The organism is Maribacter sp. 2-571 (assembly GCF_050589625.1).
Taxonomy (GTDB): domain Bacteria; phylum Bacteroidota; class Bacteroidia; order Flavobacteriales; family Flavobacteriaceae; genus Pelagihabitans.
Genome location: NZ_JBNGOP010000011.1, coordinates 15691 through 28415 on the forward strand (window position 1 = coordinate 15691; position 12725 = coordinate 28415).

Consider the following 12725-nt stretch of genomic DNA (forward strand, 5'->3'; position numbering starts at 1 on the left):
CATGGAGACTAAAGAAGCTAAAGCGCGGGAAAAAGTAAGGGCGCTAAAACGATTTTATACCCATTTTACCGCCTATGTTATCGTAAATTCGTTTATTACGGTAACCAAAATATTCACTCATTTGAGGAATGGGGAATCCCTTACGAATGCCTTTTGGGACATGGGAACATTTTTCGTTTGGCTCGCTTGGGGGGTCGGTTTGGCATTTCATGCCGCAAATACATTCGATTATATGATTTTTGGTAAAAATTGGGAAGATAGGCAGATGAGGAAGTTTATGGAAAAAGAAGATCGGGTGCAGGAAAGCCCTAACTATACATTTCGGATAGGCGATGGCAAAGACTAAAAAACTGACCAAATTGGAGCGGGCCAAGAAACGCGTAAAGCAACTTCGCCGTTTTTACAGGCATGTCTTGCTCTATGTACTGGTCAACCTAATGTTGTTCGTGTTTCAGAGCCGTATTACGGTAATATTGGTCAGCAAAGAGGCCTTGGGTAATCCGGACATACTAAAACCCGTCGATTGGGACCTTTTTGGCACTCCGATCGTATGGGGTGCGGTGCTGCTTTTGCACGCGCTTAAAGTGTACATCGGCGTTCCCGCATTCGGCAAAAAGTGGGAAGAACGACAGATAAGGAAATATATGGAGAAAGAGGGGGGCGATATATAGGTTGCCCGTGCTATTATATACGTATCCCGACCTAAAAAATAACAAATGAAAACAATAATAATAGAAGATGAAAAGCCGTCCGCAAGACGACTGGGAAGGCTGTTGGAGAAATTGAACGTGCCCGTATCGGCCATGCTGCACTCCATAGAAGAAGCGATTGCCTGGTTTGGCGATAATGCGCACCCAGACCTGATTTTTTTGGACATTCAGCTTTCCGATGGGCTTTCCTTTGAAATTTTTGAGCAAGTAGATGTGCGGAGTGCCATCATCTTTACCACGGCCTATGACGAGTACGCGTTGCAGGCCTTTAAGTTGAACAGTATCGACTACCTTCTAAAACCTATCGATGACGAGGAGTTGGAGATGGCCGTAAAAAAATATCGGGACTTTAAACCGGAAACCCAAAAAATGGCCCTGGATTTTGATGACATTAAAAAACTGCTGGTAAACCCATTGGAGCGAGAGTATAAAAAACGATTTACGGCTAGGGTAGGGCAGCACTTAAAAATCATTAATGCAGATGAGGTCGAGTGTTTTTATAGCGAGAACAAAGGTACCTATGCCGCCACCTCAGATGGCAGGAACTATCTTTTGGAAACGACCTTGGAAGGATTGGAAACAGAGTTGGAGCCCAAAACGTTTTTTCGGGTAAGTCGTAAATTTTACATCAACATCGAGCACATCAAAGACATCGTTTCATATACCAATTCAAGACTTCAAATAAAGCTTAACCGGTTTTCCGACCAAGAAATCATCGTGAGTAGGGAACGTGTAAAAGACTTTAAGCTATGGTTGGAGTAATGAATATTAAAAATCTGAATGTTAACGTATTGAGATGAGCAATAGATTTTCCTTATAGCGCCTGTTTTATCAGAAATCGGATTATTTTTCGATGCGATTGTCATCGAAAGACGATGGTAATAATTTAGGAATGAGTTTGATGAAAATGGGAAGTAGCACGGCCCCGCCCGGTAATATGAAAATGGCCAAAGACGGAATACTCTTGAAAATATCCAACAGCTGATGCTGCATTTTTTTGCGTTCGTCGGGAGTCAATTCCTTGATCGTGGATTTTGATATCAAGGAAACCAACTCTTTACTTTCCGAAAGTTCTTTTTGCAGTCTTTTGCTATTTCTTAAAATCAACTTATTTACAATTTTCGACATGCTATCGTAAAACTGTAATGCTAGGTTTTGATCTTTTAAAAATGGTATCGTATCGGCATTTTTATGGAAAAAGTAGGTGACCTCTTCAAGCGCCAAGGCAATCTGCTTGTTTTGGAACCCTAAATCGTTACCGATACCGAAAATAAAGTCCGATTCTTGATATTCCAAAGAATGGTCTTCCCATACCGATAGGCAAGCGATATCCAAAAAATACTGATTTTCAAGGGGTGTTTTGTTCTTTAGCAATCGTTCCCGGTACGAACCGTCAAAATGTTGCGCACTACCGTCGATAAAGGTGAGGGAGGCCTCGAACAGCTGGGCCAATTTCTTATCGTTTTTATTTTTTTCCTTTGAATGCAATGCATGATAGGTAACGTTGATTGCCAAATATTCCAAGGTCTGGGCATATTGATATATGCCTTCAGAATGCTTTAAATAGCGCTTGAACAACAACACATCAATAAACAACAGCGAGTTGGTAATGATGCTATTGAACGTTTTGCTGATAACGTTGTCATCCAAATACACTCTGGATTCTATTAGTTTTTCCAGTTGCGTAGAAGTCTTTTTTTCAACAAAAAGACTGGCCAGAAAAGAGATTTGGTTTACTCTGAGCTCCTGATAGAAGGCGAATATGACCTCTAAAAAAATGGTAAAATCATTTTCCCCTTTTTCTAAGCGATACGTATAGTAAAGCGCCGTGAGCAGATTGAGTTTTGCCTTTTCATCTTCGGAAAGGGAATGTGCCGTTTCAATAAATTTGGGGATATCGGTATTGATACCGTACACAAAACCCGTTTTTTTGAGTCCTTGATAAAGGTCCGTAACGTCCTTATAGTGGTTTGGTCGGTCTTGTACCTCAGATCCAAACTTGGTGATCCATCCTGGGGCCGAAGGGTTCATGTAATGCTACTATTTGTAATCAAAGTAAGACAAATATGTTGAGCTTACCTAGCAAAATACCAGATTTACCAATGGCGGTAACCCGGACAACCGGGTACTGTTTAGCTATCCGTTCTCATAAATAAATCGCAGAATTCCCAATGCGAAACGGAGATGGGCAGCAGTCGGACTCGTTTTTGGTCGGCAGGCGAAATACGGTTTTGGAAAACTATTTAACGGCTTTTTTCTTGTTAATCTTTTAAAAATCTTTAATTTTCAATACATTTTAAACCCCAAAAATCATGAAAAATTATTTAAAAGTAGCAATCTTGCTATGTGGTATGCTTTTGTTCAATAACTGTGCTGACGATGGCACCGACCCCCAAGGAAGCACTATTGGCCTCCATCGACAAAATGAAGATGTCTTTGCCGGAAAAATGGCCATTCAGGATACCGACATTGCCTACTCCGCCACAGCCACTGGAGAACTTACTTTCGATATCGATATTTTGCTGAATGAAAAAGAAATCAACGGTAAAGTAGATTATCGGAGCGAGTCTATTTCGGTAGATGGCCACGATTATGTGGTTTCCGAGGTGGAAAAGGAGTACCTCTTGGAAGTTGGCAAACACATTGCCGAATACCTGTTGGTCACCAAGGACGGTGATATCGAGCTGGTGGAATATTCCCTGCTCAGTTTGATCGAATATTGGGGAAAATCTCCCGAAAACTATACCTATGGTAAAAGAGAGGTCTATTCAAAGGACCCCCAAGCTGTGCTTAAAAGTAGAAATGAAGGTATTACCTGTATACGTAAAAACACCTTTGTGAACGCGGAGTACGACGATAGTAGGGGCAACCATGTCGATAATGTGGCCGTAGGTAGTAAGGCAAGGGAAAACTATGGATGCATGGGACGCTGCGGTGCGGATTGTGGTCGTTGGTGGATTCCGAGCGCATGGACCAAGGATTGCTTGGATCATGATCAATGCAGCAATGTAAACAATTCAAGTGGCGGAAGTAGCGATGCGAACTGTGGAGACGAGTTTGACGAAGCGTTGGACGATTATGTGTTCGGTGTTATTCGCGGATGTCGCGGTTGATCTTCTTCTTCCGAAAATAACGGAGCCTTCTTGGTTTAAACGAAAACACTAAGAAACGGCACTCTTAGTATTTTCCTATCTTTTTTGGAACGCACTGAAATAAAATCACCGTAATATTGCATTAAAATGTAGGAAAATTGAAAAAGAAACATTACATTTAAATATATTAAAGTTTTATTAAAATTCTGCAATGCCCCAAGTGTTACGGAATTGATTACATTTTTTAATTGAACATTGTTCCACTAATCCCCCGAAAATTATGGAATATACATTGCTCGTTACTTGGTTTTCATTTATGTTTTTTATGGCGTACCGTCTGTTCGCCGCTAAAAAAGCGTTGAACAAGACATTGAACACAAAAAAGAAAACGGAATTTTCTTAAGCAATTGAGAAAAAGTGGACCAGGTTCACTTGAAAACAAAAAAAGGCTGCCGATGATATCGGCAGCCTTTTTTTTATGTCAAACGTTTTAAAGCGATAGAATCCGCTTTAAACCAATTATGAAGTCATTCTAAATATGTATGGCTTAGCTATAGCGGCTAAAATGACCAAATAAAGGCACACCATTTGCTTTTGACGCGTAAAATATAAGTGCAAACGAATTGCTCATTCTTGGTGTTGTCCCTTTTCGCTTATTGGATAATTCCGGTACAACTTACCCTTTTTCCGGCAGCACCGCTGGGTTGGCTCTCATAATCGTCTACCCCTTGATGAACGATTACCGCTTTACCTACAATGTTTTTGGTGGCATCGTCACAACCGATGCACCATTGGTCGGTTACAAACGTTTTTGTTGCCTTTCCTTCGGCATCGGCGGCAAAATTTCCAATGTCGCCCTTATGGTATCCCTCGGCCGCGCCCCATTTTCCATGAGGTTCTTTGGTAGGGTTCCAGTGGCCTCCCGTAGATTTGCCGTCCGCTGAGGAGCAATCGGCTTTTTCGTGTATGTGTATGGCATGTTCCCCCTCGGAAAGTCCGGAAAGCATTGCTACCATTTTCACCGATCCATCCTCTTCCGTGAACGTTACCTCGCCCTCGACCGAACTATCGCTTTTAGGGCTCATGGCAAATGTGATGGTCTTTGGGGCCATCGCCTCTTCCGTTTCTTTTTTCATCTCATCGACTGCCGCTTCGGTTTCTTCCTTGGCATCCTCCATTCCCTTTTTCGCATCCTTGCACTGATATGAAAAACCTGCTAATAGGACAAGGGTCAAAATTTGTAAACGCTTCATCTATGTATCTGTTTTTAAGTTGTTTTTAAAATTAAACAAAATTATGGCCGATGGCAATAATTGCCCATAGGTTTTTATAAGTGGGCGCTATCTATATAAGGGGCAGTACATTGATGCGTATAAATTTACGGTGCCCTACTTTGGACGCTATTGTAACCTACTACTTAGAAAAGTTCAAGCAAGGAAGGCAATAGTATGGAACGGACAATCAGGTGTGTCGGGGAACTGGAAACCTGTCAAGATTCGGTTTTTGATGGGAGCGGGACTAATGGTAGGTACTTCAAAAAATATTTTAATATTTAAAGGGATAAAAACCAAGTCGTTATGTTTTTATCCTCGGACATCTTAAAATTTTATTGTGTATTTAAAAAGTAAAATCATATATTAGAGTAAGTTTAAACCTACAAGTATAATATAGAATCACAGATACGTAATGTGTTGCTTCCACTCATTTAGGAGTAATTGGGTTACGGCCATATTATCTGACCACCAACTTTTCGCTGACATTACGGTACCGACCGACATTGATGATTTGATCGCAACGATGTCCGTATGCCCAACAGCGATACAATTCTAATATAACTCACCACCATTAGTTTAAGCATGTTTCAATGCCAATAGTGCGGTGTCCCTTTCGATGGGCACTATTGGAATGGACGAGTAATGCGCATGTTGATTAATCGTTTAAGTTTCTTGGTCGCAGGATGCTCTTTTACTTCGGTATAGGAAGTTTAGCTGCCTGGGCAGGGGTCGGCTATACCTTAATACGCCGTATGGACGGCCAATGGTTACTGAGCATTCGAGGACAGTCGAGGGGGAACGGGTTTAACCCCTACCCACTATCGAAACCCTTTTGAACAGGGTTAAGCACCAATTATAGGAGCATCGAAACCAGAATTAGTGAGTATCAATTTTTAATTAATATTTAATTCTTAAAAAAGGGAAAATGGAAACAAAAAATCTGAATTATGACGTCGCAATTTTAGGAGCGGGCCCACAAGGGCTGAATCTGGCTTCTTGGATCAAAAAAGAGCGCCCAAATTCCAATATCATTGTATTGGAAGGCCAAAAAAAATACCCACACAAAATCGGGGAAAGCACGCTTTCGGGATTTTGTAAAGCGATACGATCGAACGACGTAAGGCACGAGGTCTTTCAACGTCTTTTTTACACAAAAAAAGGTTTGGGGTTTTGGCACTGTAATGAAAAGAACAAGGACCTCACGACATTGCCCGAGTATATTATAGAAACTTTTGACGAAACCTTTCAGATCGAAAGAAGGACTTTCGACGAATTGCTTGAAAAAAATTGTCAAAAGCAAGGGATAACGATTACCAGGGGGGCACGTGTCAATGCTTCGGGCTGTAACCTTTCATCCAACGGGAACAAGATCAAATACATCCAAGATGGAAAGGAAATGTTTTTGGATTGTAAAATTGTGGTCGACGCTACAGGCCCCGCAAGTATCATTAACAATCATTATTGTTCCGATGGAGATTATATGGAGTCCGACGTTCCCTTTCAAACGTCAGCTGTTTGGGCATATTACAAAAATGTGAAATGGTTGAAGGATTATGAGAATTGGGCGTTGGACGCGGAGAATCCGAGAGACGAATATACGCAGCATCTTTGTTTTAAAGAAGGTTGGGTTTGGTACATTCCCTTGGTGTCATGGCAAAAATCGGAGCCGGAAAATCTCTCCGCAATGTTGATTTATTTAAGCGATCCGGAGAATCCCGTTTTGGATAGGGACGTGCTGGCAAGTACGTTTAACTGTGTATACGAACAGATTTGGAGCATCGGGATTTCGCTAAGAAACGATAGGGACAACATTATAAATGAGGAAGGTTCCCTTGCAACATTTGAAAAGTATATCGAAAAAATACCGACCCTAAAGCAACTCTTGGATGGAGCGGAACTTTTAGATGGGTATTATCCCAATCACAAACCTTTTGCAAAACGGTTGAATTTTAGAAGACGTGCCAAGCAAATCGCGGGTGATGGCTGGTTGACGGTGGGCGATGCCGCCTTTTTTATCGATCCGTTGCGCTCCCCTGGCCTAACAGGTGGTGTGGCAATGGGGTATCATGCCAAAACGGCCATTTTGAAGGCGTTGTCCGAAAATAACTTTTCTAAAAGTACTTTCGTGGGTTATGTGAAACGTATTGAAGAACTGCACGAAATGCTCGAAGATCAAAATCAAATGGCCTACATGTCGCACAACCACCCTGAGGCAATTTCGTTGATACGTCGGTTTGGCGAAGTGTCTTCCAGGGGTCATTATAACGAGTTCAAACATCAAGACGATTATAAATTTCAGGACACCAACGTTTGGGGCCATCTGTATACGGAACATTTTAGGATGCAGAAGCAGGTTTTAAGAATTATGCACGAAGAAGAATTTATCGTAGGTTCCGAAAAGAAGATTGAGGAACAGTCGGCGGATGATTACAATCGTATGATCCATAAGATCAAGGAAGTGATAGGCGATTATTTACAGGAAAACCTGTATCTGAATCCTTTTACGGTAGTCAATGAGCGCAAGATAAACGAAACTGTGGAAATGGTATAAGGTAGCCGTATGGAATTAGTGAAACCACCGTTTACGGAAGAGACCGTACTCCGTTCCGTTCAGATTGCCGAAAATCTTTGGAATAACAAGGATATTCGGAGCATTTTATCCTGTTTTGCCATCGATGGATTCTACTTTCGCTATAGAGGTAAGATTATTACCAATAGAAGGGAGCTGGAATCGAATTTAGAGATCAAATGGCAAAGAGAACTGGATTACGTTATCGAGAAAAACGTAACCCTTTTTTCGGAAAATAAAATAGCCGTGCAGTTTATGTACGAATGGAGAACTGCAAATTTTGAGTATTTCAGGACCTACGGGAACGAATTTTGGGAAGTCAATCTCAAAGGACAGATCATTTATCATACGATCAGTTCAAATGATGTTCCCATCGACAAGGCGTTACTTGAACTGGTCTGATGTGAACAATACCCCGATGCAAAAGTATCGGGGTATTTTTTTCTAAGCTCCTGTTTCAGATAGGCGGTGTGAGTATGGTATCAAATTGACTTTTGGCCATAGACCTTCTTAAGAATGTAGTTTTGTGTAGTGCCAGAAACGCCGAAGCGGTATTAAAGTCCAAATCCACATTGGGAAGCGGAGTCAGGTTTTTAGGAGATGTCGATTGTCCCGTATCCCTTTCTTTAAGTTTTCACAAAGCAATAGGGATTTATCGATACGAGTTTGTGCTCCTTTGTATCTTGAGATCATATAAATAATGCCCCTTTTTTTGCCATCTGTAAGCCCTTCAAAAATCTGGGATGCCGCTACGTCGCTCATCAAAACGGCATCGAGCTCTTCGGACATGAAAACGCCGTACTTGGTACGGTCCTCAAAAAATTGTATCGTAAAATAATCATTGGGAAAAATGCCCAGGGTTTTTTGGTTCTTTTTGCCGAACATCATAAAATAACCGTCACCCCGTCGCTGTATGGCGCCATGAAAGCTAATGGTGTTCCCTTCAAACTTGGCCTCGACCTGTACGCGTTTCAAACCTTTTTCTAAAAACGGTAGGACTATTTTTTCTGGAAGCAATATTCCGGATTTCCCCATGAGCGTTACTTCAAAAACGGTACTTTTCACGCGTCCAGTAATTCAGTTATTACCTGTGTAGGACTATGCAACGTTCTATGGACCGGGCATTTGTCGGCAATTTCCAATATGCGCGCTTTTTGCGCATCATCCAGATTACCTACCAGTTTGATGGCGCGTTGGAAGGTATCTATTTTTGAACTTTCCGATTCGCATGCCTCACAATCGGCAGCATGCGACTTTACGTAAGACGTATGTACTTCAACGTTTTCTACCGGCCAACCTTTGCGTTTCGCATACATTTGTATGGTCATTGCGGTACAGGCCGAAAGTCCGGCCGATACGAATTCGTAGGGGGAGGGTCCGTAGTCGTTTCCCCCGACATCCAAAGGCTCATCGGCGGTTACATAATGGTTGCCGACCTTCATATTGGTGGTAAAACCATCTTCGGCATCCAAACTTGCCACTACATTATGTTTCGATTTAAGTACCGCTTTTTCCGGAGCGCTAATATAACGCTGTGCCCAGCCCGCGATAACCTGGCCCGCATAGAGCGAATCGGCCTTTTTCATCAGCAAGTGGTCGGCACCGTCCAAGGAAACAAAGCTTTTGGGGTGGTGCGCTGCCACATAAATTTCTTCGGCGTTCTTAATGCCAACGGTATTGTCCTGAGGGGAATGGAGGATCAGTAACGGTTTTCTAAGCTTTTTAACCGTCTCTGGCAGCGATTTGGTTTTAAGGTCATCGAGAAACTGTTTTTTAATGGTAAAATCGCGTCCGCTCAAATTGATGACCGCCTTCCCTTTTTTCTCGATTTCTTCCAAACCACTTTTTAAAAGATGTTGTACGTGGGTCGGGTCCGATGGGGCACCAATAGTGGCCATGGCCTTTACGGAAGCAATTTGTTCCGCGGCAAAAAGTACGGCGGCACCACCCAACGAATGCCCTACCAAAAGGCTAGGGGCTTGGTAGTGCGCTTTAAGAAAGTCGGCAGCGGCAACAAGATCCGTAACATTGCCCGAGAAGTTGGTATCGGCAAAATCTCCATCGCTTTCGCCAAGACCGGTAAAATCGAACCGTAGCAATCCAAAACCGCTTGCGGTCAGTGCTTTTGATATGTTCTTGATCGCCAGCAGGTTTTTGTTACAGGTAAAACAATGCGCGAAAATGGCAAAATTGTGCGGATGGCCATTGACCGGCATTTCTATTCTACCCACGAGGTTCTGTCCTTCCTTATTTGAAAAAGTAACTTTTTGTATGCCCATATGCGATGTTTAAAATATAAAATAAAAACCGGTTTTACGTATTGGTCCGTTGCTGGTCAATCTCATTTTTGTTTTCGAAAATCGGGATTGTAAAAAACGGCGACCTGTAAGCGATCAAAGTTGGTATTGTTAAAATGATTTTTTAAATAGCCCGACTGTACACTCAAATTGTTGGTGACATGAATCCCGACCGCGGCGTACATCCGATTTTGTCCAAATACCTGATCCTGTAAATTCAAGAACACTTCATCATAAAAGTTAAGGAAAAAAGTGTCGGTTAGCGGCAAGGTAACCTGTACGCGATACCGGGCACGGTGTTGCACATCGGTATTGTTTTGGCCAAAGTTCAAAAAACGTTGCTCTAGCCGGTAACGATGCTCAAAAAGAAGCTCCCAAACCTTGTTTTTTAAGATCAGCTGTTCAAAAATACGATGTTCGGTTATATCTCGGTCACCGGCAAGTTCTTCAAAAGTGGGGTCGGTATCGATAAAGGCATACCCCCCGGTAACGATAGCATTCGGGTCGATGTGATAGTTGAGCCCGGTGCGGAGCAACAATTGGTTGAAGTTCTCGCCTGTTTCATAATACCGCAACTGGCCCTCGGTATGGATGCTCAGTTTATCGGAAACACGATTTGTACCAAAATACATATGCCAAGAACCCAAGGCGTTCTCGCCTGAATCTTGGGCGACTAGCCCTGTAATACATAGCAATGAAGCTACGCAGATTACTATTTTTTTCATGAATTATCGTTACTTTTTATGGTTTGGTTTCCGGATCGGTCGTCATGGATTGTCCATCTTGTACCGGTTTTTCCTTCTCTTTTTTCAAATACCGGTCTAAAAATTCCAAAATTTTACTGTTGGCCTTGATCTGGTTCTCTTTCTTGACAAAACCATGTCCCTCATCCTCAAATAGTACATACTCCACTGGCACCCCGTTCGCTTTGACCCCGGCTACAATTTCATCGGATTCCACTTGGAGTACCCTTGGATCTTTGGCACCCTGAAGTACGATCAACGGCTTGGTCACCTTGTCGGTATGGAACAATGGGGAAATAGCACGCAAACGTACTGAATCGGCACTATTGGGGTCGCCCAACTCTAAATAGAGCGCTTCTTTTTGGGCCTCCCACCATGGTGGAATGCTCCGAAGGGTACGGATCCAATTGGTAACCCCGAAAAGGTTGACACCTACATCAAATTCCTCAGGGGCGTAGGTCAAGGCGGCCATGGTCATATAACCACCGTAGGAACCTCCTATGATTCCAATTTTATCGGGATTGATCTCTTTCTGTTCCGCCAACCAATTTTTTCCTTCAATACAATCCTTAAGATCTTTGTCGCCATGGTTCAAGTCGTCCATTTTAAAAAAGCTCTTTCCATATCCACTACTTCCCCTATTGTTGACGGCCAGTACCGCATAACCGTGGTTTACGACATATTGGAGCAGGGAATTGAAATTCTGTCGTGATTGTCCTCCAGGGCCGCCATGTACCCATACCAAGGCCGGTACCTTGTTGTCCGCGGTGGCTTGGTGTGGCTTATAATAAATAGCGGGGATTTCCAGGCCATCGAACGATTTGTATCGAATTACTTCGGCATGCACCAAATCTTGTCCCTGGATCTCATTGTTCAGTACTTCTGTGAGTTTTGTTTGTTCCTTTGTTTCTAGATCATAGACATAAAGGTTCGACGGAGTATGGGAGCCGCCCGCATAAAACCGCATCGACTTTTCGTCCCTTGAGAATCCCACGTTGGTAATATCCATTCCGTCCAAAGCGGGTAGTTCGATGTTCTTCCCATTGGCGACATCCATCACCTCGATTACATTTTTTGCATCTTCGTTAATATAGGTAACCTGATAGGTGCCGTTTTCGGTAAAATAACTTCCTAGAATGTCCCAGTCCCGCTGCATCACTTCTTCGACCGTTTTATCTGCGATACCATAGCGCATAAGCCTACTGAACTCCCCACCCTCGTCCGTGGTAAAGTAAACATATTTACCGTCCGGGGAAAAGTCCTCAGGGCTGTTTGCGCTTTGGTTCTGATTAATTTTGGTAAGGGACTTGTCCTCAATACCATAAAGAAACAAATCGGAATCGTTTGTATTTATGGGTTTGATCAACGTAAGGTATTTTTTGTCGTTCGAGAGCCCTCCTAGAAAATATCCTTCTTCGTTGGTATAGACCAGTTTTTCCGAAAAATCCCTAATATCTATTTCATACAGGTCGGAATAACGATCGTCCCGTTTGTTAGAGGAAAATAGAAAACTACTTTTATTTTTTGTCCAACCATAAAAATTGGCCCTTTTTCCCTCATAGGGCGTCAAGTCCCGATGAGAACCGTCGAGGTCCCTTAAATAAATATGATAAATTTCATCGCCATTACCATCCATACGGAAAAGCATGCGCTCGTCTTCGGGAAAATATGAAATCCCAAAAACGGAGGAACTGTCCGAAGCGGTAACGGGTTTCATTTCCCCGCCCTGGGCCGAAATCGTATACATATTGTAAATTCCTGAACGATTGCTCGAAACCAGTAACCGTGATTTATCGGGCGAAAAACTACCGCCACGGATGGCTTCGTTATCCATCATTTGTTCAATGGTGTAGGTTTTCATGGTTTCGGCAACGGTAGGTTCTACCGGTGTCTCTTTCTCCTTGCAACCCCAAACAATTACTGCCAAAAGGCAAACTACAATACGTTTTTTCATGATGATTTATTTAATTGATGTTCTGTTTTTCCGAGGGAACATTTTTGAATGGACTTAAACTTCTTCTACGGCTAAAGCGTACGTTT

The 12725-nt window shown here is 42.6% G+C and carries 12 protein-coding genes; 6 read left to right on the top strand and 6 right to left on the bottom strand.

Annotated features, from left to right (window positions below; all coding sequences use genetic code 11):
- Position 1 precedes the first annotated feature (1 nt).
- Genes ACRD7P_RS09550 through ACRD7P_RS09560 form a run of 3 tightly spaced genes read left to right on the top strand, consistent with a single transcriptional unit; the run spans position 2 to position 1472 of the window.
- Positions 2 to 346 (top strand): 2TM domain-containing protein, encoded by a 345-nt coding sequence (locus ACRD7P_RS09550; RefSeq protein WP_430907329.1) that lies wholly within the window; start codon positions 2 to 4, stop codon positions 344 to 346.
- The gene (locus ACRD7P_RS09555) at positions 333 to 671 is read left to right on the top strand and encodes a 2TM domain-containing protein (protein WP_430907330.1); all 339 of its coding nucleotides are present in this window, start codon (positions 333 to 335) and stop codon (positions 669 to 671) included. Before ACRD7P_RS09550 ends, ACRD7P_RS09555 begins: the two co-directional genes overlap by 14 nt.
- A gap of 45 nt (positions 672 to 716) precedes the next feature.
- Positions 717 to 1472: a LytR/AlgR family response regulator transcription factor gene (locus ACRD7P_RS09560; protein ID WP_430907331.1), complete on the top strand. Its 756-nt coding sequence runs from the start codon at positions 717 to 719 to the stop codon at positions 1470 to 1472.
- Between the two features lie 81 nt (positions 1473 to 1553).
- On the opposite strand, the gene ACRD7P_RS09565 is transcribed toward ACRD7P_RS09560, so the two are convergent.
- On the bottom strand, positions 1554 to 2741 hold the full coding sequence (locus ACRD7P_RS09565; RefSeq protein ID WP_430907332.1) for an LETM1-related biofilm-associated protein: 1188 nt from the start codon (positions 2739 to 2741) through the stop codon (positions 1554 to 1556).
- Positions 2742 to 3022: 281 nt separating this feature from the next.
- Here ACRD7P_RS09565 and ACRD7P_RS09570 point away from each other — a divergent pair, with 281 nt between their 5' ends.
- Entirely contained in the window at positions 3023 to 3823 is an 801-nt protein-coding gene (locus ACRD7P_RS09570; RefSeq protein WP_430907333.1) for a hypothetical protein, read from the top strand.
- 632 nt (positions 3824 to 4455) lie between these two features.
- Here ACRD7P_RS09570 and ACRD7P_RS09575 read toward each other — a convergent pair.
- Positions 4456 to 5055, bottom strand: a complete 600-nt coding sequence (locus ACRD7P_RS09575) for a superoxide dismutase family protein (protein ID WP_430907334.1) — start codon at positions 5053 to 5055, stop codon at positions 4456 to 4458.
- A 946-nt stretch (positions 5056 to 6001) separates the two neighbouring features.
- On the opposite strand from ACRD7P_RS09575, the gene ACRD7P_RS09580 reads away from it, so the two are divergent.
- A complete protein-coding gene (locus ACRD7P_RS09580) occupies positions 6002 to 7627 on the top strand; it encodes an NAD(P)/FAD-dependent oxidoreductase (protein ID WP_430907335.1) in 1626 nt (541 codons plus the stop codon).
- Between the two features lie 9 nt (positions 7628 to 7636).
- On the top strand, positions 7637 to 8047 hold the full coding sequence (locus ACRD7P_RS09585) for a DUF1348 family protein (RefSeq protein ID WP_430907336.1): 411 nt from the start codon (positions 7637 to 7639) through the stop codon (positions 8045 to 8047).
- 183 nt (positions 8048 to 8230) lie between these two features.
- On the opposite strand, the gene ACRD7P_RS09590 is transcribed toward ACRD7P_RS09585, so the two are convergent.
- The 4 genes from ACRD7P_RS09590 to ACRD7P_RS09605 all read right to left on the bottom strand — a co-directional run bounded on the left by ACRD7P_RS09590 (position 8231) and on the right by ACRD7P_RS09605 (position 12639).
- A complete protein-coding gene (locus tag ACRD7P_RS09590) occupies positions 8231 to 8710 on the bottom strand; it encodes a YdeI/OmpD-associated family protein (RefSeq protein ID WP_430907337.1) in 480 nt (159 codons plus the stop codon).
- Positions 8707 to 9924, bottom strand: coding sequence for a bifunctional alpha/beta hydrolase/OsmC family protein (locus tag ACRD7P_RS09595; protein WP_430907338.1), 1218 nt, complete (start codon positions 9922 to 9924; stop codon positions 8707 to 8709). Before ACRD7P_RS09595 ends, ACRD7P_RS09590 begins: the two co-directional genes overlap by 4 nt.
- 62 nt (positions 9925 to 9986) lie before the next feature.
- Positions 9987 to 10667 (bottom strand): DUF2490 domain-containing protein, encoded by a 681-nt coding sequence (locus ACRD7P_RS09600; RefSeq protein ID WP_430907339.1) that lies wholly within the window; start codon positions 10665 to 10667, stop codon positions 9987 to 9989.
- Positions 10668 to 10683: 16 nt separating this feature from the next.
- On the bottom strand, positions 10684 to 12639 hold the full coding sequence (locus tag ACRD7P_RS09605; RefSeq protein WP_430907340.1) for a S9 family peptidase: 1956 nt from the start codon (positions 12637 to 12639) through the stop codon (positions 10684 to 10686).
- Positions 12640 to 12725: the final 86 nt, after the last annotated feature.

What these genes read in the sequence shown, in the direction of transcription:
- ACRD7P_RS09600 (WP_430907339.1), bottom strand. Translation starts at nt 10,667, where the DNA reads ATGAAAAAAATAGTAATCTGCGTAGCTTCATTGCTATGTATTACAGGG.
- ACRD7P_RS09550 (WP_430907329.1), top strand. Translation starts at nt 2, where the DNA reads ATGGAGACTAAAGAAGCTAAAGCGCGGGAAAAAGTAAGGGCGCTAAAA.
- ACRD7P_RS09560 (WP_430907331.1), top strand. Translation starts at nt 717, where the DNA reads ATGAAAACAATAATAATAGAAGATGAAAAGCCGTCCGCAAGACGACTG.
- ACRD7P_RS09585 (WP_430907336.1), top strand. Translation starts at nt 7,637, where the DNA reads ATGGAATTAGTGAAACCACCGTTTACGGAAGAGACCGTACTCCGTTCC.
- ACRD7P_RS09570 (WP_430907333.1), top strand. Translation starts at nt 3,023, where the DNA reads ATGAAAAATTATTTAAAAGTAGCAATCTTGCTATGTGGTATGCTTTTG.
- ACRD7P_RS09605 (WP_430907340.1), bottom strand. Translation starts at nt 12,639, where the DNA reads ATGAAAAAACGTATTGTAGTTTGCCTTTTGGCAGTAATTGTTTGGGGT.
- ACRD7P_RS09575 (WP_430907334.1), bottom strand. Translation starts at nt 5,055, where the DNA reads ATGAAGCGTTTACAAATTTTGACCCTTGTCCTATTAGCAGGTTTTTCA.
- ACRD7P_RS09555 (WP_430907330.1), top strand. Translation starts at nt 333, where the DNA reads ATGGCAAAGACTAAAAAACTGACCAAATTGGAGCGGGCCAAGAAACGC.
- ACRD7P_RS09580 (WP_430907335.1), top strand. Translation starts at nt 6,002, where the DNA reads ATGGAAACAAAAAATCTGAATTATGACGTCGCAATTTTAGGAGCGGGC.
- ACRD7P_RS09595 (WP_430907338.1), bottom strand. Translation starts at nt 9,924, where the DNA reads ATGGGCATACAAAAAGTTACTTTTTCAAATAAGGAAGGACAGAACCTC.
- ACRD7P_RS09565 (WP_430907332.1), bottom strand. Translation starts at nt 2,741, where the DNA reads ATGAACCCTTCGGCCCCAGGATGGATCACCAAGTTTGGATCTGAGGTA.